The organism is Brevundimonas sp. AJA228-03 (assembly GCF_017795885.1).
In the GTDB taxonomy this organism is placed as follows: domain Bacteria; phylum Pseudomonadota; class Alphaproteobacteria; order Caulobacterales; family Caulobacteraceae; genus Brevundimonas.
In genome coordinates, this window is sequence record NZ_CP059297.1 from 222,319 (window position 1) to 248,833 (window position 26,515).

The following is a 26,515-nucleotide window of genomic DNA, read 5'->3' on the forward strand; positions in this document are numbered from 1 at the left end:
CGTGCCCATCCCGATCTGCGCCTGTCCCGGGAGCGCTGCCGACAGCCGTGTTGAGACACCGGCTGGATGTGGAGCCTCAACAGCTTGACCGCCCCCGGACAGCCGTGAACATGTTTTCTGATCATGTCTGAACCGCTCGCCATGCGTCCCGACTTCACGCGTCCAGACATGCATATTGCCGGCCTCGCGGAGGTTCGGCAGGCGCGTCAGCTCATCATCCATGCCCCCTCCAGATAGGCCACAGGCTTTCGATGTCGTCATCGTCGGCGCGGGCGCGGCGGGGATGCTGTGCGCGGCCGAGGCGGGCCGGCGCGGGCGCTCCGTGCTGGTCGTCGACCACGCCAGGGCACCGGGCGAGAAGATCCGCATCTCGGGCGGCGGGCGGTGCAACTTCACCAATACGGGGACCACGGTCGCCAACTTTCTGGGCGAGAACCCCCGGTTCGCGGCCTCGGCTCTGGGGCGGTTCACGGTTCAGGACTTCGTCCAGCGCGTCGACCGGGCGGGGATCGCCTGGCATGAGAAGACCCTGGGTCAGCTGTTCTGCGACGACTCGGCCCGGCAGATCGTCGCCATGCTGACCGATGCGATGCGCGAGGCGGCCGTGAGCCTGCGGCTGGGCACCGGCGTCGAGGCGGTGATCAGCGAGGGGGACGGCTTTGCCCTGACCCTGTCGGACGGCACGGCGGTGCAATGCGCCTCTCTGGTGGTGGCGACGGGGGGCAAGTCGATCCCGAAGATGGGGGCGACGGGCTGGGGCTATGACCTGGCGCGCCAGTTCGGGCTGCGGGTGACCGGGACGCGGCCGGCCCTGGTGCCGCTGACGTTCGAGGCCGGCCTGCTGGAACAGACGACGCCGCTGGCCGGGGTGGCGGTAGACGCGGTGGTCTCGACCGGGAAGACCCGGTTCGAGGAGGCGGTCCTGTTCACCCACCGCGGACTGTCGGGCCCGGCGATCCTGCAGATCAGCTCCTACTGGCGCGAGGGGGAGGCGATCACGGTCCGGATGGCGCCGGGCGTGCCCGTGCTGGAGCGGCTGAAGGCGGCCAAGGCCGAAAACGGCGGCAAACAGGCGGTGCACACGGCGCTGGGCCACATCGTGCCGCGCCGCCTGGCCGAGGTGCTGACGGCGCGCGAGGGCGCCGACGGCAGGCTGGCCGAGGTCGGCGACAGGGTGCTGGCGCGGCTGGACGCGGCGGTGAACGCCTGGACCGTCAAGCCGGTGGGATCCGAAGGCTACCGCACCGCCGAGGTCACCCTGGGCGGGGTGGCCACCGACCAGCTGGACCAGCAGACCATGGCGGCGAAGTCCGTGCCGGGCCTGTATTTCATCGGCGAGGTCGTCGACATCACCGGCTGGCTGGGCGGGTATAATTTCCAGTGGGCCTGGAGTTCCGGCTGGGTCGCGGGACAGGTGTGTTAGACAAAAGACTCCAGCGGTCTCGCTGTTAGCTAGGCGCGGTCACAAAACCTACCGGGTAGAAAACTCCGTTGGGATATTGCCCTATGACTTCACCCGCGAAGGTCACACCGTATGTAACAAAAGCCGTCTGATACATCCATGCAAAGCCCGGCATTGTCGGGGGGGCACGCTTTCCGACCAGAGCCGGACCGGTTGGCGTGAGGGCGACGATGTCCCCAGCGTTGGTCACCATGTAAACGACGGGATCCTGTGGAAAAACCACGCGGGATACATACTGGATTGGGGGAGGGCTTGTGACGGTACCGGGTACCGGCATCCCGCTGCCGCCAGACACTGGAGGCGTCGGAACCTGGCTCTGAGTGCTGGCGTTAGTCGGCGTCTGGCTGGCTGGTGTTGTACCATTGCGCCTAATATCTTCAGCCGCTTGCCATCCATTGGTGATAGCGGCCAAGCGGGCGGACTTGCGTGGGTGTGTGGGCGACCCGGCCTCCGAACCCAAGGCATTCATCGCGGCTTGAGCCTGTTCTAGGGTTGCGCCCATCTTGTGAAGAACAAAGCCCGAATATCGATCTGCCTCTAGCTCGGAGGCGGGGCGGCTTCCACCGGCTCTAATTGTATGGCCTTGCAGGTGGTGGCCGACCTCGTGGGCCATAATACTGACGGCGGCCCAATCAGTATTGGTCGTCCGCCTTACATCTCTCATAAACTGCTGATTGTAAAGAATCATTCGGCTCTCGCCGTTTATAACGGCCGCCGCATTGGGAACGTCTGCAGCCCGAATAGTAAAATTTTGAACTAGACCTGTCTGGTCCATGATCCGCTTTGTAGCAGCTTCGGCGTCTGCATCAGACTCAAAACCGTAGACGCCTTCGGTATCGAGAACATCACCGTCGTAAACGCAAGAGCCATCGAAAGTAATTAGCTCCTGTGGTGAAGCGGCAGCCAAACCCAATGACAAGACTGTCCCAAAGGCTACGCGCACGATCATGTTTAGCATTTGCCACCTCCCCTAACGTTGAAAGAGACGTTAAAGAACGCCGTTAGTCAACGAGCATTTCGCAGGTTCTGCGGCCGAGTCCCCACCTCAATGCGCCTCGGGCGGCCTTGCGGCGGGGTCGAGGTAGTCGCTTTCGGCATGGTGGTCGGGCGACAGGACGAAGCGGCGGTCGCAATAGCCGCATTCGACGAAATCTTCCTGGCCCATGTCCAGATAGACCAGGGGATGGCCGAGGACCCCGCCGCCGTCGCAGGCGACCCTTTTGGTCGAGACCACGATCTGTTCGGGGGGGGCGACGAGGGTTTCGGGGTGGCGCGGGGGCATGATCGGATCCGTGGTCTTGGCGAGGGGAGGCCCGGAGCCTAGTTAGACGGCCACGCCTCCCGCCGAAAGTCCCTTATGACCCAGACCGAGCCCCTGCCCGCCAATGCCATAGAGGTGCACGGGCTGGAAAAGACCTATGCCGGGTCCAGGAAGTCGCCGCCCAAGACGGCCCTGCGCGGCGTCGATCTGGTCATTCCCCGGGGGTCGATGTTCGGCCTGCTGGGGCCCAATGGCGCGGGCAAGTCGACGCTGATCAACATCCTGGCGGGCGTGGTCAACAAGACCGGCGGGACGGCCGCCATCTGGGGGCGGGACATCGACGCGCGGCCGCGCGATGCCCGGGCGGCGCTGGGCGTGGTGCCGCAGGAGATCGTGGCCGACGTCTTCTTCACCCCGCGCGAGGCGCTGGAGGTGCAGGCGGGATTCTATGGCGTGCCGAAATCGGAGCGGCGTTCCGACGAGCTGCTGGCGGCGCTGGGCCTGTCGGACAAGGCCAATGCCTATGTGCGGGCCCTGTCGGGCGGCATGAAGCGGCGGCTGATGGTGGCCAAGGCCCTGGTCCACAATCCGCCCATCCTGATCCTGGACGAGCCCACCGCCGGGGTGGACGTCGAGCTGCGTCGCCAGCTGTGGGAGTATGTCCGGCGCATCAATGCCGAGGGCGTGACCATCCTTTTGACCACCCACTATCTGGAGGAGGCGCAGGAGCTCTGCGACACCATCGCCATCATGAACCGGGGACAGGTCGTGGCCTGCGAGCCGACGCCCCAACTGCTGCGGCGGCTGGATACGCGCAATGTCGTGGTGACCCCGGAACACCCGCTGGACGGCCTGCCGGTCGTGGCCGGGTTCGAGGTCCTGGCCCGGCCCAACGGGGCCTTCGCCATCACCTATCGCAAGGGCCAGTCGTCGGTGGAACAGGTGCTGGCGGCCGTGCGGGCGGCCGGAATCACGATCTCGGACATCACCACCGAGGATCCGGACCTGGAGGATGTCTTCCTGGCCCTGACCTATGGCGATGCGACCGCGGTCAGCCCGACGAAGGACTGAGCCTCAGAGCACCATCACTGTGCCGAGCAGCAGGGTCGCGCCGCGCTGGCCGAGGATGATGTTCATGGCCGATTGGTACTGGCGCGACAGGCGGTCGACATTGGGGGGATGGCCGGGAAGCAGGGTCGCGGCCTCGCGCTGGGCCAGGATGTTGAAGACGGCGCGGACGCGGGGTGCGGACTGCTGGGCCCGCAGGAGCAGGGCGGGGTCGGCGACGTCGACGCCGGTCTCGACCGTCATCACGCCTCGTCGGCCGTCGGACTGGAAGGTGTTGGCGGTGATCGTGGGGTAGCGCAGATAGGTGCTGGCCGGCGCTTTGCCGCCCTCGGAGGCGAGGGCGGGCGTGGCCGCGAGGGCCAGGGGGGCGGCGAGCAGGGCGCGACGGTTCATGACCCCCGGTGTGCCACAGTGGCGCTTAAGGACGGGTTACGCCGGGTGGGCGGTTCGAAACGGCTCGCCCGGGCGACGCGGCTGGGGCATGGTCGGGCGTGGCCCCGTCTTTTCGAAATCCCGTTCCCGTCGCCCGTCCGGACCGTCCGGGCGTTCGCCCTGCGCCCCTCGTGCCGGAGCCCCGGGCATGAGGGTGCTGGTCATCGATACGGCGCTGGAGGCCTGTACCGCCGGGGTGTTCGAGAACGGCGTGAGGCTGGGCATCCGGACCGAGGTCATGGCGCGCGGCCATTCCGAGCGGCTGGGCGGCTTCGTGCGCGATGCGGTGGCCGAGGCGGGCGGCGGGTTCGAGGCGATCGACCGGATCGGGGTCACCGTCGGGCCGGGATCGTTCACGGGCCTGCGGGTCGGCCTGGCCTTCGCCCAGGGTCTGGGCGCGGCGCTGGATCGGCCCGTCGTCGGGGTCTCGACGCTGGCGGCCCTGGCCCGGAGCGCCGATCAGGGGCACGGGGCGACCGCCGCCGTCATCGATGCGCGGCGCGGCCAGGTCTATCTGCAGACCTTCGTCGACGGCCGTGCGGCGTCCGACCCGCAGGCGCTCGATCTCGAGGCGGCGATCAAGCTGCTGGACCGGGGTGGGCCGTGGCGGCTGACCGGGTCCGGCGCGGCCCTGATCGACCCGGACGCCGCGACGCTGACGGCCCTGTCGGCTGTGGCCCTGGCCGAGTTGACCGCAACCCTGACGCCCGGCGACCACCCGCCCCGGCCCCTGTATCTGCGCGCGCCCGACGCCACACCCCCCACCCGCCTGCCCGGACAGGCGCGACCCGTGGCCCCCCTTCCCGGCGCATGACCGATCCGACCGACCTGGCCGGGGCCCTGGCCGCGCTTCATGCCGAAGCGTTCGACGCGCCCTGGTCGGCCTCAGCCTTCGCTGATCTGCTTTCGCAGCCGGGTGTGCTTCTGGAGGCCCGGGCCGACGGATTCGTCCTGATTCGGCTGGCGGCCGACGAGGCGGAGATCCTGACGCTGGCGGTCCGACCCCCGGCGCGTCGCACCGGCCTTGGCTCCCGACTGGTCGAGGCCGTGTCCCGGCGAGCGGTGGGGATGGGGGCGACGCGGCTGTTTCTGGAGGTGGCCGAGGACAATGCGGCGGCGCGGGCGCTGTATGGCCGGCTGGGGTTCGAGCCGGCCGGGCGGCGACCCCGCTACTATGCCCGCCCGGACGGCCCGGCGGTGGATGCGCTGCTACTGGTTCTCATCTTGCCAGCGAGCCTTCCCACCGCGTGATCGCGGCCCTATTCTGCAAGACCATGGACCGGATCGAGAAACTCTGCGCCGAGCGCGGCATGCGCATGACCGAACAGCGGCGCGTGATCGCCCGCGTCCTGGGCAATGCCGAGGACCATCCGGACGTCGAGGAGCTGTACCGCCGCGCCTCCGCCATCGATCCACACATCTCGATCGCCACCGTCTATCGCACAGTGCGCCTGTTCGAGGAGGCCGGGGTGGTCGAGAAGCACGACTTCGGCGACGGCCGGTCGCGCTACGAAGAGGCCGGCGACGACCATCACGATCACCTGATCGACACGCGCACCGGGGAGGTCATCGAGTTCTTCGACGCCGAGATCGAGCGGCTGAAGACCGAGATCGCCGAACGGCTGGGCTTCGAACTGGTCGGGCACAAGCTGGAGCTCTACGGCAAGGCCGTCGAAGGGGCCGAGCCGTCCAAGCGCGAGGGGCTGATCTTCACCCGCAATGCCGCCCGGGTGAACCCCGGGAGCCTGTCCTGATCTCCGGCCCGGGTGGCTCGCCTTGCGGTCGCCGGGATCGGCGATCATAAGCCCGCCATGACCGAGACCCTCGCTCCGCCCCTGGTCGGGACAGCTGCGCCCGATCCGGCGCCCAAACGGCTGTTCATCAAGACCTATGGCTGCCAGATGAACGTCTATGACAGCGAGCGCATGACCGATGTGCTGCGCCCGCTGGGCTATGTGCCGACGGATACACCCGAGGGCGCCGACTTCGTCATCCTGAACACCTGCCACATCCGTGAGAAGGCGGCCGAGAAGGTCTATTCCGAACTGGGCAAGCTGCGGCTGATGAAGCTGGACAAGGCCGCGTCGGGCGGCGGGACCATGACGATCGCGGTGGCCGGTTGCGTCGCCCAGGCCGAGGGCGAGGAGATCATGCGTCGCCAGCCGGCGGTGGACATCGTCGTCGGACCCCAGGCCTACCACCAGCTGCCGGAACTGCTGACCCGGACGGCCCGGGCGCGGGGCGAGCGGATCGGGGCGGATTTCGCACCGAACGAGAAGTTCGATGCCATGCCGGCGGTCCGCGGCGTGGACGGGCCGACCGCCTTCCTGACGGTGCAGGAGGGATGCGACAAGTTCTGCAGCTTCTGCGTCGTGCCCTATACGCGCGGGGCCGAATGGTCGCGGCCGGTCGCCGATGTGCTGGCCGAGGCGCGGGGCCTGGCCTTGCAGGGCGTCCGTGAAGTCACCCTGCTGGGTCAGAACGTGAATGCCTATGACGGCCAGGGCGATGACGGCATCTGGAGCCTGGCCAGGCTGGCCCGCGCCCTGGCGGACATCCCCGGCATCGACCGGATTCGCTATACGACCAGCCACCCCAACGACATGTCCGACGACCTGATCGCGGCGCACCGGGAGCTGGATACGCTGATGCCCTATCTGCACCTGCCGGTGCAGTCGGGGTCGGACCGCATCCTGAGAGCGATGAACCGCAAGCACGGGCGCGCGACCTACATCGACCTGATCGGGCGCATCCGCGAGGCGCGACCCGACATCGCGATCTCCGGTGACTTCATCGTCGGCTTCCCGGGCGAGACCGACCGGGATTTCGAGGACACCCTGGGGCTGGTCCGCGAGGTCGGCTACGCTTCGGCGTTCAGCTTCCTGTATTCGCCCCGGCCGGGCACGCCCGCCGCGACCATGGGGACCCAGGTGCCGCACGAGGTGGCGCTGGCCCGGCTGCATGCGCTTCAGGCCCTGCTGCTGGAACAGCAGACGGCCTTCAACGCCGCCCAGGCCGGCCAGACCCTGAACGTGCTGTTCGAGAAGAAGGGCCGCCACGGGCACCAGGCGATCGGTCGATCCCCCTATCTGCAGTCGGTCCATGTCGAGGACGCGGATCATCTGATCGGCCAGATCGTTCCGGTCCGGATCGAGCACGGTCAGCAGAACAGTCTGAAAGGCATCCTTCTTGGCGCGTGAGAGCGAGTTCCTGGCCCTGGACGATGCGTCGCTCCGCGCGGTCATCGGACCCAACAGCCGCCACGTCGCCCTGATCGAGGACGCGTTCAAGGTGCTGATCGAGGCCCCCGGCGGCGGTGTGTCGATCAACGGCGGGGCGCGGGACCGGGCCAATGCCAGGGCGGTTATCGCGGGCCTGATCACGCGCGCCGAAAAGGGGGCCGAGGTCAACGAGGCCGATGTCCGGGCCGGGATCGGACAGGCACGCGGCGTCGGCAAGGGCTTCAGCAACGACCCCATGGCCCTGCCCGTCGGCAAGCGCGGGGCCATCGTGCCCAAGACCGATGCCCAGGCGCGCTATCTCGACATCTTGGCCCATCACGAGCTCAGCTTCGGCGTCGGGCCGGCAGGGACCGGCAAGACGTTTCTGGCGGCCGCCTACGGCGCGTCCCTGTTGCGACGGGGACAGGTGGACCGGCTGGTCATCACCCGCCCGGCGGTCGAGGCCGGCGAGAAACTGGGTTTCCTGCCCGGCGACCTGAACGAGAAGGTCGATCCCTATCTGGCCCCGATCTGGGAGGCGTTGAACGACATTCTCGGCCCCGAGGATGTCCAGCGGCGGCGCGACAAGGGCGAGATCGAGGCCGCGCCCATCGCCTTCATGCGCGGCCGGACCCTGAGCCACGCCTTCGTCATCGTCGACGAGGCGCAGAACACGTCGCGGCTGCAGATGAAGATGGTCCTGACCCGGCTGGGCGAGGGCGCGCGCATGGTCGTCACCGGGGATCCGTCGCAGATCGACCTGCTGAACCCCCGCGACTCGGGCCTGGCCCACGCGCTTCGGATCCTGCGCGACGTCAAGGGCGTGGGGGTGCTGGAGTTCGAGGCCCAGGACGTGGTGCGCCACGCCATGGTCGAACGGATCGTGCGCGCCTATGACGCCGATGCCGCCCTGGTCCGCCCCGGACCCGATCCGGAAGACACCGGCCGTTGATCGAGGTCGAGGTCGAGACCGGCGCCTGGACCGACGCGATCGACAATGTCGCGGCGGTGGTGGAGCGGGCTGCGGCCGCTGCGCTGGACGGCGAGACCGGCGATGTGGTGGTGCTGTTGAGCGACAACGCGACCGTTCAGGCTTTGAACGCGCGGTTCCGGGACAAGGACCGCCCGACCAATGTGCTGTCGTTCCCCGCCGCGGCCATGCCGGGACAGGACACGGTGCCGCTGGGCGACATCGTCCTCGCCTATGGCGTCTGTACCGCCGAGGCCGCGGCGCAGGGCAAGCGCCTGGCCGACCATCTCACCCATCTGGTGGTGCATGGACTGCTGCACCTGCTGGGTCGCGACCATGAGGACGAGGCCGAGGCGGAGGCGATGGAGGCCGAGGAACGGGCGATCCTTGCCAGGCTGGGGGTCGCGGACCCATACACGCTGCCGCATGACGCCTGATCCGAAAGCCCTGCCGAGCCTGACCCCGGGCGGACGGTTCGTCCGTGTCGGACTGGCCCTGCTGGCCGGCGTGATGGCGGCCCTGGCGCATCCGCCGTTCGGGGTGCTGCCGGGACTGCTGGGCTATCCGCTGTTGATGCTGCTGGCCGAACGGTCGACGTCCACGCGCGGGGCCTTCTGGGTCGGCTGGCTGGCGGGATTCGGCTATTTCGGGGTCGGTTGCTGGTGGGTGGCCGAGGCCTTCCTGGTCGATCCGGCCCAGGCCTGGATGGCCCCCTTCGCCGCCAGCCTGCTGCCGGCCGGCATCGGACTGTTCTGGGGCGGGGCGACGGCGCTTTACCGTCGATTCGCGCCATCGGGTGTGGGGCGGGTGCTGGTGTTCGCGGCCCTGTTCGGCCTGTTCGAATGGCTGCGCGGCCATGTGCTGACGGGCTTTCCGTGGAACCCGGCGGGGGCCAGCTGGGCAGCGGGGTCGGCCGGATCGCAGTTCGCCTCGGTCGTCGGGGTCTATGGACTGGGCGTCGTGACGGTGGCGGCGGTGTCGGCGTTCGGTCTGGCGGTCGGCAACGGACGACCCAAGTCGCGGCTGGGCGGTGCGGCCGGAGGTGCGGTGGTGCTACTGGCCATGATCGTTTTTGGAGCCGGGCGACTTCAGGGCGCGGTGGTCCAGCCGGGCACGACCCAGGTCCGCATCGTCCAGGCCGACGTCCAGCAGGAGTCCAAATGGACGCCCGAAGCCTATCGCTCGATCGTGGATCGCTACGTCAACCTGACCGGGCGGGCGGCCGCGCGTCAGCCCGACATCGTCGTCTGGCCGGAGGGTGCCCTGCCCGCCAGTTTCAACGACGTCTTTGGCCCCGGGTCCCCGGACGGGGCCGCGATTGCCCGGGCCCTGCAGCCCGGACAGACGCTGATGGCGGGGTTCGCGCGCGGCGAGGCGGGACCGGCCGGCCGTGCCCGCTACTACAACAGCCTGTTCGCGCTGGAGGATGTCGGGGCGGACGGTCTGCGGGTCGCGGCGGTCTATGACAAATACAGACTGGTGCCGTTCGGCGAATTCCTGCCCCTGGGCGATCTGATGGGCACGCTGGGTATCCGCAGCCTGGTCCATATGCCTGCGGACTTCAGCCCCGGCCCCCGGCCAGCCCCGATCACCCTGCCGAACGGCGACAGGGTCCAGCCCCTGATCTGCTACGAGAGCCTGTATCCCGGCTTTACGCCCGGCGGGCGTGGACGCCCGCAGTGGATCGCCAACGTCTCGAACGATGCCTGGTTCGGGGCCACGTCCGGCCCGATCCAGCACCTGAACCTGGCCAGCTATCGCGCCATCGAGACGGGCCTGCCGGTCGTGCGCGCCACCCCGACCGGCGTGTCGGCCATGATCGATCCCTGGGGGCGGGTGGTCGAGGGTCAAAGACTTGACCCCGGCGAAAGCGGGGTGATCGACGCCGTTCTGCCGCTGGCCACGGGAGAGACGCCCTATGGCCGCGTCGGAGACCTGCTGTTCTGGCTGATGGTGGTCGGCGGACTGGTGCCGCTGGCGGTCCCGCTTCTGCGTCGGCCGGTGCCATGAGCGGGGACGACGACGAAAGCCGGGGTCGCAGGAGACGCACAGGCCGCAGACGGCCGGGACCGTCATCAAGGCCTTGAGAACAAAGGCGTGCCCCCCGGAATCGAGCCAATTCCAGCCGTTGAACCTCGATTTCCCAGAATTTAAATGACAGTCCCAACAGACAAGGGCATTGGATCGGCAGGATGAACCGAGGCGAAGACAGTCGAAAGATGGCTAGAGGTGTCGGCGAGGACGGTCCCCACCCCGTGGACCGTCATGTGGGCAGGCGGGTCTGCGAGAAGCGCATCAGTCTGGGGTACAACCAGAGCGATCTTGGGCGCGCGCTGGGCCTGACCTTTCAGCAAATCCAGAAATACGAGAAGGGTGCCAACCGTATCTCGGCGTCCAAACTCTGGGACATCGCGCGCTTCTTCAAGGTCGATGTCGCCTATTTCTTTCAGGGCCTGAACGCCGGACAGCCGGGCATGGCCGAGGGCGACGCGCCCGCCTTCGACCACGAATTCCCCTCGACCCGGTACACGATCGAGATTTCCCGCCTCGCACCGCAACTGTCCAGCCGTCAGCAGAAGCTGGCCCTGGACATGATCCGCGAGATGTCGGGCAAGGCCGACCCCGACAACTAGGGTCCGTACTCAATAAGTCCTGGCCGTCTTTCAGTTGTTCTGATTCAAGGATTCCGGAAGGAGTCCTTGAATGCGGAAGCTCTATTGGCTGGATGACGAAGCGTGGGCACGGATCGAGCCCCATCTGCCTCGCGGTCGTCGCGGCGCGCGACGAGTGGATGATCACCGTGTGATCTCCGGAATCATCCATATGCTTCAATCGGGTGCGCGCTGGCGTGACTGCCCGGCCGAGTACGGGCCGTACACGACAGTCTACAACCGGTTCAACCGCTGGAGCCGCCAAGGCATCTGGCACGACATCTTCAAGGCCCTGACCGGCCACAGCGGCATCTACTCCAGCGCCGCCATCGACTCGACCTCGGTCAAGGCCCACCGCTCGGCGGCGGGCGCTAAAGGGGGGCCTTCGTCCAGAGCATAGGCCGGTCGCGAGGAGGTCGGACGACCAAGATCCACGGGCTGGTGGATGATCAGGGACGGCCTCGCGTGCTGCTGCTCAGCGCCGGCAACACCAACGACATCACCATGGCCCACGCCCTGATCGAGGCCGCCGGGCCGTTCCGCAAGCTGCTGGCTGATCGGGGCTATGATGCCGACCACCTCAGGAAGCGCCTGGCCGAGCGAAGCGCCGAGGCCGTCATCCCGACCACAACATCGCGAAAACGACCCATCCCCTATGACGTCGTCGCCTATCGCCAGCGCAACACCGTCGAGCGCCTTTGGTCCAGGCTTAAGGACTATCGCCGGGTCGCTACCCGATACGACAAGCTCGCAGCAAACTACCTCTCCGGCGTGCTCATCGCCGCGACCGTCTGCTACTGGGCCAAATGAGTCCCGACCCTAGCGGGGTACCGCTCGAAACGCGGCTTCTCTCGGCTCGAGCCCGGTGACCGTCCAGCCTGACGCCCTTTGCGTCGTCACCCGGAGTGTCAGTTCGTGGATCGCCGCTGGCCAAAGGTCGGCGCAGCCGCCTTCTGCTCGGCCCAGTAGGCGGGGCCGTCTTCGGGCTTGAACATGGTCCGGGGCGATCCGTTCCTTGCGACCACAGCGAAGGTGTTGGTCGAGGCCTGGTACATCAGGGTGTCGCCATTGGGCCGGGTCACCGTCTCGACGCCCGACGGTGGCTGACTGGTGAAGGCGGTCACCTTGGCCAGAAAGTCTTCGGCCGACGTCGCGTCGAAGTCGCTGCCGTTGCGTTCATACAGGCGCTGCATCTTGGCATCGACCGTTTCTCGCCGGTTGGCGGTCAGGACGGTCCTTTCGCCCGAACGTTCGGTTGTCGCGACCTCGTCCGACGATGCGCCGGTTACGGCGGTCAGCCTTGCCTCGGTCACCTCCGCAGCCCGATCCCGCGTCTCGACCGCCGACGCGCCGTTCCCGCATGCCGCCAGGCCGAGCAAGGCCAGGCTGGCCATGGCGACGCCCGCAGCCGTTCTGTTGATCCTGAGCCTCATTCAACCCTCCATCAAAAACCCGCGGGTCGAAGTTAGCCACAGGTTGTATGTTCTTGCAATGTTCTTTTTTCGGTTCTCGACGGGATGGGCCGGTGCCGCTAGACCCGGCCCATGTCCAGCCTGGCCCTGACCGACCGGAAAATCCTGCTGATCGTCGGCGGCGGCATCGCGGCCTACAAGGCGCTGGAGCTGGTGCGGCTGTTGAAGAAGGCCGGGGCCGAGGTGCGCGCGATCCTGACCGAGAGCGGGGCGGCCTTCGTCACCCCCCTGTCGCTGGCGGCCCTGACCGGCCATCCGGTACGGACGGGACTGTTCCTGCCGGACGACGAGACGACCATGGGTCATATCGAGCTGTCGCGCTGGGCCGATCTGGTGGTCGTGGCCCCGGCGACGGCGGGGTTGATCGGCAAGGCGGCGAACGGCCTGGCCGACGACCTGGCCTCCACGACCCTGCTGGCCACCGATAAGCGGGTGCTGCTGGCGCCGGCCATGAATGTACGGATGTGGCTGCACCCGGCGGTGCAGGCCAATGTGGAGCGACTGAAGGGCTTTTCGGGCTTTCACGGCATGGACATCGTGGGGCCGGACGACGGCGAGATGGCCTGCGGAGAGTTCGGGCCGGGGCGGATGGCGGAACCGGCCGCGATCCTGGCCGCCGTGGACCGTCTGCTGGCCGGGCCCGATGGTCGCGCCCTGGCCGGCCGGCGCGCCGTGGTGACGGCCGGGCCGACCTTCGAGCCGATCGACCCGGTGCGCGGCCTGACCAATCGGTCCAGCGGAAAGCAGGGCTATGCGATCGCGGCGGCTCTGGCCGCGCGGGGTGCGGCGGTGACGCTGGTCTCGGGGCCCACCGGCCTGGCCGTGCCGGTGGGCGTGACGCGGGTCGATGTCGAGACGGCGATGCAGATGCAGGCGGCGACGGTCGCCGCCCTTCCGGCCGACATCGCGGTGCTGAGCGCCGCCGTCGCGGACTGGCGGGTGGACACAGTGGCGGGTGCCAAGATCAAGAAGGCCCCGGGCGGCCCGCCGACTCTGGGCCTGATCGAAAATCCCGACATCCTGGCGGGACTGGCCAAGCCGGGGCCGATGCGGCCGTCGCTGGTCATCGGCTTCGCAGCAGAGACGACCGACCTGGAGACCAACGCCCGATCCAAGCTGTCACGCAAGGGCTGCGACTGGATCGTCGGCAACGATGTGTCCGGCGACGTCTTCGGGGCCGACGGCAATACGGTGCTGCTGGTCACGCGCCAGGGCGCCGAGGCCTGGCCGCGCCTGTCCAAGGTCGAGGTCGCCGCGCGCCTGGCTGACCGGATCGCCGACCATTTCGCATCCCGGATCGAGAGCCGCTGACGTGACCACCCTCCGCATCCTTCGCCTGCCCCATGCCGAGGGCCTGGCCCTGCCCGCCTATGAGACGGCCGGATCGGCCGGTATGGACCTGAGAGCTGCGGTGCCGGAGGACGCGCCCCTCACCCTCGAACCGGGCGCGCGGGCCCTGGTGCCCACGGGCCTGAAGATCGCGCTGGACCCGGGCTGGGAGGCGCAGATCCGGCCGCGCTCCGGCCTGGCGCTCAAACATGGCATCAGCGCGCCCAATACGCCGGGGACGATCGACAGCGACTATCGCGGCGAGGTCGGGGTCATTCTGATCAACCTGGGGCAGGCGCCGTTCGTGATCCGGCGCGGCGAGCGGATCGCCCAGATGGTCATTGCCGCTGTGGCCCAGGCGACCGTCGTCGAGGTGGAGACGCTGGACGACACGGCGCGGGGCGCGGGTGGCTTCGGCTCGACCGGGCGCTGAATCGCCAAGAAGGGACGGGCCGATCGGCTCGCCCCTTTCCCTTTGGGCCGGAGGGGGCTATACGGCCTCCCACATCGTTAGACCGGCGTCCAACGGCGTCGTTCAAAGCGGCGGCCGTCGGGGCCGACCGCTTTTCTTTTTGCCCGAAACGAACCCCTTGCGCGCCAAGACCGTCGAAGACCGCGAAATCCTGGAGCTGATCGATCCCGTGGCGGAGTCCATCGGCCTCTCGATCGTGCGCGTGCGCCTGATGGGCGGGACGCTGCGGCGCCGGCTGCAGGTCATGGCGGAGCGTCCCAGCGATAACGACATCGATGTCGGCGAATGCGCCCGGCTGAGCCGGGCCATGTCCGAAGTGCTCGATGCGGCCGACCCCATCGCGGGCGAATATCTGCTGGAAGTTTCCTCACCGGGCATCGACCGGCCCCTGACGCGGCTGAAGGACTTCGACCTGTTCGAGGGACTGGAGGCGCGGCTGGAGAGCGACCGGATGATCGAGGGGCGCAAGCGCTTCAAGGGCATCCTGGCCGGCACGGACGGCGACAGCATCGCCATCGACCTCGACGGCGAGGACGATACCGCCCTGATCCCCTTCGACTGGCTGGTGGACGCCAAGCTGGTCATGAACGACGCCCTGCTGAAGCGCGGAGCCGCGATCCGCGCCGCGCGGGGCGAACCCGAAGACGACGGCCTGCCTGAAGGCGGGCCTGATGACACCCACGCAAAGACTTCTGAGGACGACGCCTGATGGCCGTGACCGGTATTTCTGCCAATCGCCTGGAACTTCTGCAGATCGCCAATGCGGTCGCCCAGGAGAAGAACATCGACCGCGAGATCGTGATCGAGGCCCTGGAAGAGGCGATCCAGAAGGGGGCCAAGTCCCGTTACGGCGCGCATCATGACATCCGCGCCCGGATCGACCCGAAGACCGGCGAACTGGCCCTGACCCGTCACGTCACCATCGTCGAGGACGACTGGATGCCGGAAGACGAGCTGGAGGAGTTCAACGATTCGGCCATGGTTCGCCTGACCGACGCGTCCAGGCGCGATCCGGAAGCCGTGGTCGGCAAGGAGTATATCGAGGACCTGCCGCCGTTCGAGTTCGGCCGCGTCCAGACCCAGATGGCCCGCCAGGTCATCACCGGAAAGGTCCGCGAGGCCGAGCGCGCCAACCAGTATGAAGAGTTCAAGGACCGCGTCGGCGAGATCGTCAACGGTACCGTCAAGCGCGTCGAATACGGCAACACCATCGTCGACCTGGGCCGGGGCGAGGGCATCATGCGCCGCGACCAGTCGATCCCGCGCGAGGTGTTCAACATCGGCGACCGGATCCGCACCTACATCTATGACGTCCGCCCCGAGGCCAAGGGCCCGCAGATCATGCTGTCGCGAGCTCACCCCGGCTTCATGGCCAAGCTGTTCGCCCAGGAGGTGCCCGAGGTCTATGACGGCGTGATCGAGATCCGCGCCGCCGCCCGCGACGCCGGTTCGCGCGCCAAGATGGCCGTGCTGTCGAACGACTCCTCCATCGATCCCGTCGGCGCCTGCGTCGGCATGCGCGGGTCGAGGGTCCAGGCGGTCGTCGCCGAACTGCAGGGCGAGAAGATCGACATCATCCAGTGGAACCCGGATGAGCCGACCTTCATCGTCAACGCCCTGGCCCCCGCCGAAGTCTCCAAGGTCGTGCTGGACGAAGAAGCCGACCGGGTCGAGGTGGTGGTGCCCGACGAGCAGCTGTCGCTGGCCATCGGCCGTCGCGGCCAGAACGTGCGTCTGGCCTCCCAGCTGACCGGCTGGCAGATCGACATCATCACGGAATCCCAGGATTCCGAGCGTCGCCAGCGTGAGTTCAGCGAGCGCACCGCCCTGTTCCAGGAAGCCCTGGACGTGGACGAGGTCATCGCCCAGCTGCTGGTCACCGAAGGCTTCGCCACCATCGAGGATCTGGCCTTCGTCGAGAACTACGAAGTCGCCGAGATCGAGGGCTTCGACGAGGACACGGCCGAGGAGCTGCAGGCCCGCGCCCGCGACTATCTGGAGCGCCAGTCGGCCATCCTCGATGCCCGGCGCACCGAGCTGGGCGTCCAGGACGACCTCCTGGCCGTTCCGGGCGTGACCCTGCCGATCGCCGTGGCCCTGGGCGAAGGCGGCGTGAAGACGGTCGAGGATCTGGCCGACCTGGCCACCGACGAGATCCGCGGCGGCTACGAGATGAAGAACGGCGAACGGGTCAAGCTGCCGGGCGTTCTGGAAAGCTTCAACCTGGCCCAGGAAGACGCCGAAATGCTGATCCTGCAGGCGCGGGTCGCCGCCGGCTGGATCGACGCCTCGGAACTGCCGCAGCCGCCCGAGCCGGAGTACGAGGACGAGGGCGAGTTCGCCGAAGGGGAATACGACCCCGAGGCCGTCTTCGAGGACGTCGCGCCCGAAGCCACCGCCGATGACGCCGGGGTCGCCGACCTCGAGCCGACCCGCGACGCGTGATGCGGTGCCCTGTCCATGAGCCTGCGCGACGCGACGATCGATAGAGAGCGCCGGGACCTGGTGACCCACCAGGCCATGGATGAATCTCGACTGATCCGTTTCGTCGCGGGCCCGGACGGGGCCGTCGCGCCCGACCTGGGGCGCAAACTGCCCGGCCGGGGCATGTGGGTGGAGGCGTCGCGCGCCTCCGTTGACGCCGCGGTGAAGAAGAACCTGTTCTCTCGCTCGGCCAAGGCACCGCTGCGGCCCGCCGCAGACCTGTCGGACAGGGTCGAAAGCCTGCTGCTGCGCCGCTGTCTGGACCAGCTGGGTCTTGCCCGGCGTGAAGGCGTGCTCATCTCCGGCTTCGAGAAATCGGCCGCTACGATCCGGTCGGGCAAGGCGGCCTGGCTGATCGAGGCCAGCGACGGCGCGTCGGATGGACGCGGAAAGCTGCTGGCCCTGGCCCGGCATCAGACGACCCGGGTCTGCGGTCTTTTCGGCGCGGACGATTTGAGTTTGGCCCTCGGGCTGGAAAATGCGATACACACCGTCCTGCTGCATGGCGGCAGAGCCGATCGCTGGACCCTGGAGGTCGAACGACTGGCGGGATTTCGATCGCTTCGGCCCGCGGCCTGGGACACGGATCATCCGGGTTCCGCAAACGGGAACGGGTCGGACGAAGACCCGAAGGACGAGCCTGAACGGGCAGATTGACGGGCGGGGTCAGGCCTCTTTCGAGAGGCGGACGCCGCACGGCTTTTTGCGTTTTAGAGACGATTTTGACGACCCGGCGGACTTCTCCGCCCACGAGTAAAGCGACCGGATGAGCGACGAGAACGACAATACCAACGACGGCCAGCAGCCTTCGGCCCCCACGGGAACCCCGTCTACGACGGGGCCACGGGCGCCGCTGAGCCTCAAGCCGCGCGCCGTGGGATCGGTGCCGACAGGCACCGTGCGCCAGAGCTTCAGCCATGGTCGCACCAAGACGGTGGTGGTCGAGACCAAGCGCCGCGTCGGCGCCGTGCCGGGCCAGCCGCGCACCCAGGGCTTCGACGTCGCACGCCCTCGCCCGGAAGCCCCGGCGGCGCAGGCCCCGGCCCCGCGTCCCCAGACGCAGCAGCCCGCCGGCGGTCGCCTGTCCAGCGAGGAACAGGAAGCCCGCCGTCGCGCCATCGAACTGGCCACCCGTCAGCAGGCCGATCGTGCCGCAGCCCAGGCCGCCGAACAGGCGCACCGTGACGCCGCCGCGCGCGAGCAGGCCGCAGCGACCGCTGCCGCAGCCAATGCCGCCCAGGCGGAAGCCGCCGCAGCCCGCGCCGCCGCCGAGGCCGCCCGCGCCGAAGCCGCCAAGCTGACCGCAGCCGCCCCGGCCCCGACCGGCAAGCCCGCCGCCAAACCCGTCGCGCCCGCTCCGGCTGCACCGACCCCGGCGCCCGCCCCGGCACCCGTCGCTGCCGCTCCGGCCGCACCCCCCCGTCCGGCACCGCCGGCCCGTCCGGCCGTCAATTTCGGCCAGCGCGTGCCCAAGGCCAATCCGGCCCGCGCGCCCATCGACCGTCCGGCCTTCGGTGCCCGTTCGGCTCGCGAAGAGGCCATGGGCGGCGGCGAGAAATCCTATTCCGACCGTCCGGCGTCCTCGCGGCCCGGCGGCACGGCCCCGCGCCCGGCCGAGCCGGTCCGCTATTCCGCCCTGGCACCGCGTCCGGCCCCCGGCGCGGCCCGTCCCGGCGGAGCCCGCACCGGCCCCGGTGGCCGCCCGACCCCGAACGCGCCGCCCGTCGCGGCCGAGGTCTCGCGTCCCAGCCGCGCGCCCGGCGGCGGCTTCGCCCGTCCGGTCAAGCCCGAGGACGATCGCGACAAGCGTTTCTCGGACGCCGGCAAGGCCGTCAGCCGCACGCGCGGCGAGCCCAAGCGCCGCGAAGGCCGTCTGACCATCCAGTCCGTGGCCGGTGACGGCGACACGGCCGAGCGGATGCGTTCGCTGGCCTCGGTCCGCCGGGCCCGCGAACGCGAGAAGGAAAAGCGCAAGGGCGGCTCCACAGATGCGCCGAACCGTCCGCGCGAGGTCGTCATTCCCGACGTCATCACCGTGCAGGAACTGTCCAACCGGATGGCCGTGCGCGGCGTCGACATCATCAAATTCCTGATGAAGCAGGGCCTGATGATGAAGATCAACGACGTCATCGACACCGACACCGCCGAACTGGTGGCCGACGAGTTCGGCATGACGGTGCGCCGCGTGTCGGAATCGGACGTCGAGGCCGGCTTCCTGTCCGACGACATCGACGAAGAGGCGACGACGCCCCGTGCACCGGTCGTGGCCATCATGGGCCACGTCGACCACGGCAAGACGTCCCTGCTGGACGCATTGCGCACCACCGACGTGGCGGCGGGCGAGGCCGGCGGCATCACCCAGCACATCGGTGCCTATCAGGTGAAGACGCCCTCGGGCGACGCCGTGACCTTCCTGGACACGCCGGGCCACGCGGCCTTCAGCGCCATGCGGACGCGCGGCGCCAATGTCACCGACATCGTCATCCTGGTGGTGGCGGCCGACGACGGCGTGATGCCGCAGACGATCGAAAGCATCCAGCATGCGAAGGCTGCGGGCGCCCCGATCATCGTGGCCGTCAACAAGATCGACAAGCCGGACGCTGATCCTCAGAAGGTCGTCAACGAACTGCTGCAGTACGAAATCATCGGCGAGGCCCTGGGTGGCGACACCCAGATCATCGAGGTCTCTGCCAAGGCCAAAACCAACCTGGACGGCCTGATCGAAGCCATCCTGCTGCAGGCCGAGGTCATGGACCTGAAGGCCGATCCGGAACGCTCGGCCGAAGGCGTGGTCATCGAGGCCAAGCTGGACAAGGGACGCGGTCCGGTCGCCACCGTCCTGGTCAAGCGGGGCACGCTGCGCCGCGGCGACATCGTCGTGGCCGGTTCGGCCTGGGGCAAGGTTCGCGCCCTGCTGGATGAGCGTAACGCCCAGCTGGCCGAGGCCGGCCCGTCGGTACCGGTCGAGATCCTGGGTCTGGACGAGGCCCCCTCCCCCGGGGACGTCTTCGCGACCGTGGAGAACGAGGCCCGCGCCCGCGAGCTGACCGAGTTCCGCGCCCGTCAGAAGCGCGAGAAGGCCACCGGCAGCATCAACCAGGTCAGCCTGGTCGACATGATGGCCAAGCTGGGATCCAAGAAGATTTCGGAACTGCCGGTCCTCATCAAGTCCGACGTCCAGGGATCCGGCGAGGCCATCCAGGGCTCGCTGGAGAAGATGGGCAACGACGAGGTCCGCGCCCGGGTCGTCTATTCCGGGGCCGGCGGGATCACCGAGAGCGACGTGCAGCTGGCCAAATCGGCCGGCGCGCCGATCCTGGGCTTCAACGTCCGGGCGTCGAAACAGGCCAAGGACCTGGCCGACCGCGAAGGCGTGGAAATTCGCTACTATGCGATCATCTACGACCTGCTGGACGACATGAAGGGCGTGCTGTCGGGCATGCTGGCCCCGCTGCAGAGGGAAACCTTCCTGGGCAATGCGGCCGTGCTGCAGGTGTTCGACATCTCCAAGACCGGCAAGATCGCCGGTTGCCGGGTGTCCGAAGGCGTGGTCCGCAAGGGGGCCAAGGTCCGGATCATCCGCGACGACGTCGTGGTTCTGGAACTGGGCACGCTCACCACGCTCAAACGCTTCAAGGACGAGGTCAACGAGGTTCCGTCGGGCCAGGAGTGCGGCATGCATTTCCAGGGCTTCCAGGACATCAAGGTCGGCGACTACATCGAGTGCTTCACCGTCGAAGAGATCAAGCGGACGCTTTAGGGCGAGCGACGCCTTGCGTCGGGCGCTACCGCTCGGCTCGCAGAGCCTCGCTGCTTGAGCGCGCGTCGGGCGCTACCGCCCGGCTCGCAGAGCCTCGCTGCTTGAGCGCCGGATTCGTGCTTTTCCCTCCCCCTCGGGGGAGGGAGAACATCGTGCGCCGTCCCCGCCTCCCTTCTGCCGCAAGTCGCGGTATGGTTCAGCCATGCTCCGCCGTCTGACCGCCGTCCTGATGTTTGCCCTGCTGGCCACCCCGGCCGCGGCCGACACCCGCTATCTGTCCTTCAATCCGGCCGACCGGATCACCACCGCCCTGACACGCGGCATCACCCTGGAGGTCGAACGGGGGGTGTTCGGGGCGGTCAGCGTCCGGCGGATCATCTCGACCACGTCGCGGGGGGCGGCGACGATCCGCAAGGGCGGGCCGGACGGGGCGAAATCCGTCCTGCCCGAGGGCGCGACCCAGGCCACGGTCTATTCCATCGACACCGAGGGCGACGGGCGCGGTCTGGCACGGGCCCTGTGTCCCGGCGCGGACGCGGCGTTTCTGGTGCTGGGGCGGGTGCAGGCCGGGCGGCCGATGGCGATGCAGGCGACCGGGCGCTGGCCCGACGGCCGGTTCCGGCATTGCGTGACCCTGTCCTACGACTACCGGGGCGAATGGAGCCTGCCGCCGCACACTCCGCCACCCGACGCGGCCTGATGAGGCGGGTATTCGGGTTCTTGCTGGCCGGGGCGCTCGGGCTGATCGCAGCCCTGTGGACCTGGGCCCTGCCCGGAAATCCGGCGTCGATGGCCGGGGGTGCCGGAGGCGTCACCGTCCATGTTCTGAACAACGGCTTTCACACCGACATCGCCGTGCCCCGCGCCGCGCTGGAGGCGCAGGGCGGGCCATTGGCGGAGGCGTCGCGGTCGATCGGCGAGGGGGACTGGGTGCTGATCGGCTGGGGCGATGCGAAATTCTTTACCGACACCAGCCCGATGGAGGACCGTATCCCCGATGGCCTGCGGGCCTTCTTCTGGCCCGGCAATGCGTCGGTGGTGATGCTGGACCCGGAGGCGGGCGATCCGTCACGGCGGTTCCCGCCTGCCGCGCGCCGGACGCTGCATCTGACGCCCGACGGGTTCGCCCGCCTGACGCAGCGGGTGGAGGGCTCGCTGGCGCTCATCGAGGGGCGGCCGCGCCTGTCGGTGGCCCGCGATGGCGATGGGGCGCATTTCTTCGCCAGCCATGAGCATTTCTGGATCGGCTATCTGTGCAACAACTGGACCGCGCGGGTGCTGAACGCCGGAGGGCTGCCGGTCCGGCCACAGCGGTCCGAGACCGCCGGCGAGGTGATCGCCGCGATCGACCGGGTGCAATTGGACAGGGCGGGCGGACGAGACTAGACCCGCCCGCTTCTCGCGCGGGTCCGATCCCCGGCGGTGAACAGGACAGACGCCATGGCCAGCAAGAAATCGAGATCCACCGCCGGTCTGGTCAGCCAGCGCCAGCTGCGCGCGTCCGAGCTGATCCGTCACGCCCTGGTCGAGGTCATGCGCGAGAACGAGATTCGCGATCCGGCCCTGATCGGCGTGTCCGTCACGGTGACCGAGGTGCGGCTTTCGCCCGACCTGAAACACGCCACCTGTTTCGTCGAACCGCTGGGCGCGGGGGTCGAGAGCTCGGATACCGCCGGACACATCGACGCGATCATCAAGGCGCTGAACGTGCACGCCAAGTTTCTGCGCGGGGCGCTGGGGCGCCATATCGACATGCGGTTCACGCCCGACCTGCGGTTCCGCCACGACGAGAGCTTCGCCGCCGCCGAACGGCTGAACCGGCTGCTGGACGATCCGCGCGTGCGGGCGGATTCCTTCGTGCCGCCGGTCGAGGAAGAATGATCCTCCACCGCGCAGCGGGGGAGGGGGACCACGAAGCAGTGGAGGGGGCGACCTCAGACACGGTGCGTGGGTCCGCCCCCTCCACCCCGACGCAAGCGCGTCGCGGTCCCCCTCCCCCGTTCGCTCCGCTCCGGGGGAGGATCTAACATGGGCCGTCGCAAAAGAGGCCTCGTCGTCAACGGCTGGGTGTGTCTGGACAAGCCCTTTGAGCTGGGCTCGACCGATGCGGTGTCCAGGGTCCGCCGGCTGTTCGACGCGCAGAAGGCGGGACATGCCGGGACGCTGGACCCGCTGGCCTCTGGCATCCTGCCCATCGCGCTGGGCGAGGCGACCAAGACGGTTCCGCATCTGATGGAGGCGGAGAAGGTCTATCGCTTCACCATCAACTGGGGCGTCTCGACCGACAGCGTCGATCGCGAGGGCGAGATCATCGGGCGATCGGACGTGCGGCCCCCGGTCGAGGCGGTGCGGGCCGCCCTGCCCGCCTTCGTCGGCGAGATCGACCAGACGCCGCCCCGGTTCAGCGCCATCAAGGTCGACGGCCAGCGCGCCTATGACCTGGCCCGCGAGGGGGCAGACTTCGAGCTGGAAAGCCGCCGCGTCACCATCCATTCGGCCGAGGTCACCGACGCGCCGGACGCCGACCACATCGAGCTGACCATCCGCACCGGCAAGGGCGTCTATGTGCGCTCCCTGGCCCGCGATCTGGCGGCCATGCTGGGGGCCGAGGGGCACGTCTCGGCCCTGCGGCGCGAGCGGGTGGGGCCGTTTTCGATCGAGAACGCCGTCACGCTGGATTTCCTGACCGATCTGGTGCATAGGGACGCCGCCTTGGAAGGCCTTCTGCCCGTTGCGACCGCCCTGGACGACATCCCGGAGCTGGCCGTGACGGAACAGGACGCCTTCTCGCTTCGGCAGGGACGGCCGATCGTTCTGCTCCCCCGACAGGTTGAAACTCTGAAGAGCCGCCTCCGGGACGGTTCTCGCACCGTTTCCGCCTTTCAGGGACAGACGCTCGTCGCTCTCGGTCAGTTGCGGGCCGGCCGGCTGGAACCCGACCGCGTTTTCAATCTTTCCTGACCCCGGTCAGGGGACTCCAACCTGGAGAATACCGATGTCGATTACTGCTGAACGCAAGAACGAAGTCATTGCCGAGAACGCCCGCTCCGCCGGCGACACCGGTTCGGCCGAGGTTCAGGTCGCGATCCTGTCGGAACGCATCGCCAACCTCACCGAGCACTTCAAGACCCACAAGAAGGACAACCACTCGCGCCGCGGCCTGCTCAAGATGGTTTCGCAGCGTCGTCGCCTTCTGGACCACCTGGTGAAGGTCGATCGCGAGCGTTACACCGCTCTGATCACCAAGCTGAACCTGCGCCGCTAGGGGCAGCACGCAAAAAACGGATTCGAGGCGCGGGCCATGTCCGCGCCTCTTTCCGTAACTAACGACCGGCGCGCCGCCGCAGTTTTCGGCGCAAGACGCGAGGGCCACACCGGTCCTCTTGACCTCCCGGATCGACCGCCATGGGGCGGCGCTCCCTGGATCGAAGGACTGAACCCCCGACGCATCCGCACCCACTGATGGGACCCCGGCCGGAATACGCCGCCCGGGATACGAAAGACGAAAACATGTTCGATATCAAACGCAAGACGATCGACTGGGCGGGCCGCCCGCTGACGCTGGAAACGGGCCGCATCGCCCGACAGGCCGACGGTGCCGTCCTGGCCACCTATGGCGAGACCGTCGTCCTGGCCACCGTCGTCTACGGTCGCGCGCCCAAGCCGGGCCTGGATTTCTTCCCGCTGACCGTCAACTACCAGGAAAAGACCTTCGCCGCCGGCAAGATCCCCGGTGGCTATTTCAAGCGTGAAGGCCGCCCGACCGAGAAGGAAACCCTGGTCAGCCGCCTGATCGACCGTCCGATCCGCCCGCTGTTCGTCAAGGGCTTCAAGAACGAGACCCAGGTCGTCATCACCGTGCTGCAGCACGATCTGGAGAACGACCCCGACATCGTCGGCATGGTCGCCACCTCTGCGGCCCTGACCCTGTCGGGCGTGCCTTTCATGGGCCCGATCGGCGCCGCCCGCGTCGGCTATATCGACGGCGAGTTCGTGCTGAACCCGACCCTGGACCAGATGCCTGACTCCGCGCTCGACCTGGTCGTCGCCGGCACCTCTGACGCCCTGATGATGGTCGAATCCGAAGCCAGGGAACTGTCCGAGCAGGTCATGCTGGACGCCCTGATGTTCGCGCATCGCGGCATGCAGCCGGTGATCGACGCCATCATCGAGATGGCCGAGCACGCCGCCAAGGATCCGTTCGACTTCACCGCCGAGGACCACTCCGACGTCGTCACCCGGATCCAGTCGCTGGTCGGCGAGGACATCAAGGCCGCCTATACCCATGTCGGCAAACATGCCCGTCACGAAGCCGTCGGCGCCGCCAAGAAGAAGGCCTCGGCCGCCCTGGTGAAGACCGACGAGCACCCGGACGGCGTCGATTCCGCCACGTTCGGCACGGCCTTCAAGGAATGCGAGGCCCACGTCCTGCGTCGCGACATCATCGACAACGCCCACCGCGTCGATGGCCGGGCGCTGGACAAGGTCCGCGACATCGTCTCGGAAGTCGGCATCTTCCCGCGCACCCACGGTTCGGCCCTGTTCACCCGTGGTGAAACGCAAGCCATCGTGGTCGCCACCCTGGGCACCGGCGAGGACGAGCAGTACGTCGACTCCCTGGCCGGGACGTACAAGGAGAAGTTCCTCCTGCACTACAACTTCCCTCCCTATTCGGTCGGCGAGACCGGTCGTATGGGCGGCGCGGGCCGTCGGGAAATCGGTCACGGCAAGCTGGCCTGGCGGGCGATCCGTCCGATGCTGCCGACCTCGGAAGAGTTCCCCTATACGATCCGCATCGTGTCGGAGATCACCGAGTCCAACGGTTCGTCCTCCATGGCCTCGGTCTGCGGCGCCTCGCTGGCGCTGATGGATGCGGGCGTGCCCCTGAAGAAGCCCGTCTCGGGCATCGCCATGGGCCTGATCCTGGAGCCGTCGGGCGAGTTCGCCATCCTGTCGGACATCCTGGGTGATGAAGATCACCTGGGCGACATGGACTTCAAGGTCGCCGGCACGCGTGACGGCATCACCTCGCTGCAGATGGACATCAAGGTCGCCGGCATCACCGAGGAGATCATGAAGAAGGCCATCGCCCAAGCGTCGGCCGGCCGTCTTCACATCCTCGACGAGATGGACAAGGCCATCGACGGCGCCCGCACCGAGCTGGGCGAATACGCGCCCAAGATCGAATCCATCAAGGTTCCGGTCGACAAGATCCGCGACATCATCGGCACCGGCGGCAAGATCATCCGCGAGATCGTCGAAAAGACCGGCGCCAAGATCAACATCGAGGACGACGGCACGGTGAAGATCGCCGCCTCGGACCAGGAAAAGATCGACGCCGCCAAGAACTGGATCTCGTCGATCGTGTCCGAGCCCGAGCCCGGCATGATCTATTCCGGCAAGGTCGTGAAGGTCGTCGACTTCGGCGCCTTCGTGAACTTCTTCGGGGCCAAGGACGGCCTGGTCCATGTGTCCCAGATCGCCCTGGAACGCGTCGCCAACCCGGCCGACGTCCTGTCGGAAGGCCAGGAGGTCAAGGTCAAATTCCTGGGCTTCGACGATCGCGGCAAGACCAAGCTGTCGATGAAGGTCGTCGATCAGTCGACGGGCGAGGACCTGACCGACAAGATCAATGCCGAGCGCGCCGAACGCGGCGAGCCCCCCCTGACCGAAGACACCGGCGGCGGCGGCAAGAAGCGTGAAGGCGGCGGAGACCGTGGCGGCGATCGCGGTCGCGGCCGCAGCCGTCGCGACTGATCGGTCGCGTCAGCGCTGAAAGAAACGAGGCCCCGCTGGTGACAGCGGGGCCTTTATCATTCTCCCTCCCCCGAGGGGGAGGGTGGTCGCAGCGAAGCGGAGACCGGGTGGGGCGGGCAAGGCGACACACCTGTAGCCTTTGCTGGATCGCCCTGCCGCCCCCACCCGGTCGCTGC

General features: G+C 68.2%; 27 protein-coding genes. 23 read left to right on the plus strand and 4 right to left on the minus strand.

The window, feature by feature from the left end:
- The first annotated feature begins 220 nt into the window (after positions 1-220).
- Positions 221-1,423, plus strand: a complete 1,203-nt coding sequence (locus tag HZ989_RS01190) for an NAD(P)/FAD-dependent oxidoreductase (RefSeq protein ID WP_209321832.1) — start codon at positions 221-223, stop codon at positions 1,421-1,423.
- A 25-nt stretch (positions 1,424-1,448) separates the two neighbouring features.
- Here HZ989_RS01190 and HZ989_RS01195 read toward each other — a convergent pair whose 3' ends face one another.
- Both HZ989_RS01195 and HZ989_RS01200 read right to left on the minus strand, forming a co-directional pair.
- A complete protein-coding gene (locus HZ989_RS01195) occupies positions 1,449-2,411 on the minus strand; it encodes a hypothetical protein (protein WP_209321833.1) in 963 nt (320 codons plus the stop codon).
- 96 nt (positions 2,412-2,507) lie between these two features.
- A complete protein-coding gene (locus HZ989_RS01200) occupies positions 2,508-2,744 on the minus strand; it encodes a zinc-finger domain-containing protein (protein WP_209321834.1) in 237 nt (78 codons plus the stop codon).
- Positions 2,745-2,819: 75 nt separating this feature from the next.
- On the opposite strand from HZ989_RS01200, the gene HZ989_RS01205 reads away from it, so the two are divergent.
- A complete protein-coding gene (locus tag HZ989_RS01205; protein WP_209321835.1) occupies positions 2,820-3,794 on the plus strand; it encodes an ABC transporter ATP-binding protein in 975 nt (324 codons plus the stop codon).
- A gap of 3 nt (positions 3,795-3,797) precedes the next feature.
- On the opposite strand, the gene HZ989_RS01210 is transcribed toward HZ989_RS01205, so the two are convergent.
- Positions 3,798-4,184, minus strand: coding sequence for a Tat pathway signal protein (locus tag HZ989_RS01210; protein WP_209321836.1), 387 nt, complete (start codon positions 4,182-4,184; stop codon positions 3,798-3,800).
- Positions 4,185-4,371: 187 nt separating this feature from the next.
- On the opposite strand from HZ989_RS01210, the gene tsaB reads away from it, so the two are divergent.
- The 9 genes from tsaB (at position 4,372) to HZ989_RS01255 (ending at position 11,875) form a co-directional block, all read left to right on the plus strand.
- A complete protein-coding gene (gene tsaB, locus HZ989_RS01215; protein WP_209321837.1) occupies positions 4,372-5,037 on the plus strand; it encodes a tRNA (adenosine(37)-N6)-threonylcarbamoyltransferase complex dimerization subunit type 1 TsaB in 666 nt (221 codons plus the stop codon).
- Positions 5,034-5,474, plus strand: a complete 441-nt coding sequence (locus HZ989_RS01220) for a GNAT family N-acetyltransferase (RefSeq protein ID WP_209321838.1) — start codon at positions 5,034-5,036, stop codon at positions 5,472-5,474. Before tsaB ends, HZ989_RS01220 begins: the two co-directional genes overlap by 4 nt.
- A gap of 23 nt (positions 5,475-5,497) precedes the next feature.
- A complete protein-coding gene (locus HZ989_RS01225) occupies positions 5,498-5,977 on the plus strand; it encodes a Fur family transcriptional regulator (protein WP_209323008.1) in 480 nt (159 codons plus the stop codon).
- Between the two features lie 57 nt (positions 5,978-6,034).
- Positions 6,035-7,423, plus strand: coding sequence for a tRNA (N6-isopentenyl adenosine(37)-C2)-methylthiotransferase MiaB (gene miaB, locus HZ989_RS01230; protein ID WP_209321839.1), 1,389 nt, complete (start codon positions 6,035-6,037; stop codon positions 7,421-7,423).
- Positions 7,413-8,396: a PhoH family protein gene (locus tag HZ989_RS01235; RefSeq protein ID WP_209321840.1), complete on the plus strand. Its 984-nt coding sequence runs from the start codon at positions 7,413-7,415 to the stop codon at positions 8,394-8,396. Before miaB ends, HZ989_RS01235 begins: the two co-directional genes overlap by 11 nt.
- Positions 8,393-8,851 (plus strand): rRNA maturation RNase YbeY, encoded by a 459-nt coding sequence (gene ybeY / locus HZ989_RS01240; RefSeq protein ID WP_209321841.1) that lies wholly within the window; start codon positions 8,393-8,395, stop codon positions 8,849-8,851. Before HZ989_RS01235 ends, ybeY begins: the two co-directional genes overlap by 4 nt.
- 73 nt (positions 8,852-8,924) lie before the next feature.
- Positions 8,925-10,424 carry an apolipoprotein N-acyltransferase gene (lnt, locus tag HZ989_RS01245; RefSeq protein ID WP_371812992.1) on the plus strand — a complete coding sequence of 500 codons (1,500 nt, stop codon included), beginning with the start codon at positions 8,925-8,927 and terminating at the stop codon, positions 10,422-10,424.
- 209 nt (positions 10,425-10,633) lie between these two features.
- Positions 10,634-11,047, plus strand: a complete 414-nt coding sequence (locus HZ989_RS01250) for a helix-turn-helix domain-containing protein (protein ID WP_209321843.1) — start codon at positions 10,634-10,636, stop codon at positions 11,045-11,047.
- A gap of 70 nt (positions 11,048-11,117) precedes the next feature.
- Positions 11,118-11,875, plus strand: a protein-coding gene (locus HZ989_RS01255) for an IS5 family transposase (RefSeq protein ID WP_209320429.1) whose coding sequence is annotated in 2 segments (ribosomal slippage) — positions 11,118-11,451 and positions 11,451-11,875 — 759 coding nt in all. Because the reading frame shifts where the segments join, the coding sequence is not laid out codon by codon here.
- A gap of 98 nt (positions 11,876-11,973) precedes the next feature.
- On the opposite strand, the gene HZ989_RS01260 is transcribed toward HZ989_RS01255, so the two are convergent.
- Entirely contained in the window at positions 11,974-12,498 is a 525-nt protein-coding gene (locus HZ989_RS01260) for an S-type pyocin family protein (RefSeq protein ID WP_209321844.1), read from the minus strand.
- A 111-nt stretch (positions 12,499-12,609) separates the two neighbouring features.
- On the opposite strand from HZ989_RS01260, the gene coaBC reads away from it, so the two are divergent.
- The 12 genes from coaBC (at position 12,610) to pnp (ending at position 26,339) form a co-directional block, all read left to right on the plus strand.
- Positions 12,610-13,848, plus strand: coding sequence for a bifunctional phosphopantothenoylcysteine decarboxylase/phosphopantothenate--cysteine ligase CoaBC (coaBC, locus tag HZ989_RS01265; protein WP_209321845.1), 1,239 nt, complete (start codon positions 12,610-12,612; stop codon positions 13,846-13,848).
- 1 nt (position 13,849) lies between these two features.
- Positions 13,850-14,299 carry a dUTP diphosphatase gene (gene dut, locus HZ989_RS01270; protein ID WP_209321846.1) on the plus strand — a complete coding sequence of 150 codons (450 nt, stop codon included), beginning with the start codon at positions 13,850-13,852 and terminating at the stop codon, positions 14,297-14,299.
- 157 nt (positions 14,300-14,456) lie between these two features.
- Positions 14,457-15,047, plus strand: a complete 591-nt coding sequence (rimP, locus tag HZ989_RS01275; protein WP_209321847.1) for a ribosome maturation factor RimP — start codon at positions 14,457-14,459, stop codon at positions 15,045-15,047.
- Positions 15,047-16,783 carry a transcription termination factor NusA gene (nusA, locus tag HZ989_RS01280; protein WP_209321848.1) on the plus strand — a complete coding sequence of 579 codons (1,737 nt, stop codon included), beginning with the start codon at positions 15,047-15,049 and terminating at the stop codon, positions 16,781-16,783. Before rimP ends, nusA begins: the two co-directional genes overlap by 1 nt.
- 15 nt (positions 16,784-16,798) lie before the next feature.
- Positions 16,799-17,479 (plus strand): RNA-binding protein, encoded by a 681-nt coding sequence (locus tag HZ989_RS01285; protein ID WP_209321849.1) that lies wholly within the window; start codon positions 16,799-16,801, stop codon positions 17,477-17,479.
- A 109-nt stretch (positions 17,480-17,588) separates the two neighbouring features.
- On the plus strand, positions 17,589-20,582 hold the full coding sequence (gene infB / locus HZ989_RS01290) for a translation initiation factor IF-2 (RefSeq protein ID WP_209321850.1): 2,994 nt from the start codon (positions 17,589-17,591) through the stop codon (positions 20,580-20,582).
- A 202-nt stretch (positions 20,583-20,784) separates the two neighbouring features.
- Positions 20,785-21,282, plus strand: a complete 498-nt coding sequence (locus HZ989_RS01295; RefSeq protein ID WP_209321851.1) for a hypothetical protein — start codon at positions 20,785-20,787, stop codon at positions 21,280-21,282.
- On the plus strand, positions 21,282-21,968 hold the full coding sequence (locus tag HZ989_RS01300) for a DUF2459 domain-containing protein (protein WP_209321852.1): 687 nt from the start codon (positions 21,282-21,284) through the stop codon (positions 21,966-21,968). Before HZ989_RS01295 ends, HZ989_RS01300 begins: the two co-directional genes overlap by 1 nt.
- A gap of 54 nt (positions 21,969-22,022) precedes the next feature.
- The gene (gene rbfA, locus HZ989_RS01305; RefSeq protein WP_209321853.1) at positions 22,023-22,463 is read left to right on the plus strand and encodes a 30S ribosome-binding factor RbfA; all 441 of its coding nucleotides are present in this window, start codon (positions 22,023-22,025) and stop codon (positions 22,461-22,463) included.
- 147 nt (positions 22,464-22,610) lie between these two features.
- Positions 22,611-23,543 carry a tRNA pseudouridine(55) synthase TruB gene (gene truB, locus HZ989_RS01310; protein ID WP_209321854.1) on the plus strand — a complete coding sequence of 311 codons (933 nt, stop codon included), beginning with the start codon at positions 22,611-22,613 and terminating at the stop codon, positions 23,541-23,543.
- A 34-nt stretch (positions 23,544-23,577) separates the two neighbouring features.
- Positions 23,578-23,847, plus strand: a complete 270-nt coding sequence (rpsO, locus tag HZ989_RS01315) for a 30S ribosomal protein S15 (protein ID WP_209321855.1) — start codon at positions 23,578-23,580, stop codon at positions 23,845-23,847.
- A gap of 245 nt (positions 23,848-24,092) precedes the next feature.
- Positions 24,093-26,339 carry a polyribonucleotide nucleotidyltransferase gene (pnp, locus tag HZ989_RS01320; protein ID WP_209321856.1) on the plus strand — a complete coding sequence of 749 codons (2,247 nt, stop codon included), beginning with the start codon at positions 24,093-24,095 and terminating at the stop codon, positions 26,337-26,339.
- Positions 26,340-26,515: the final 176 nt, after the last annotated feature.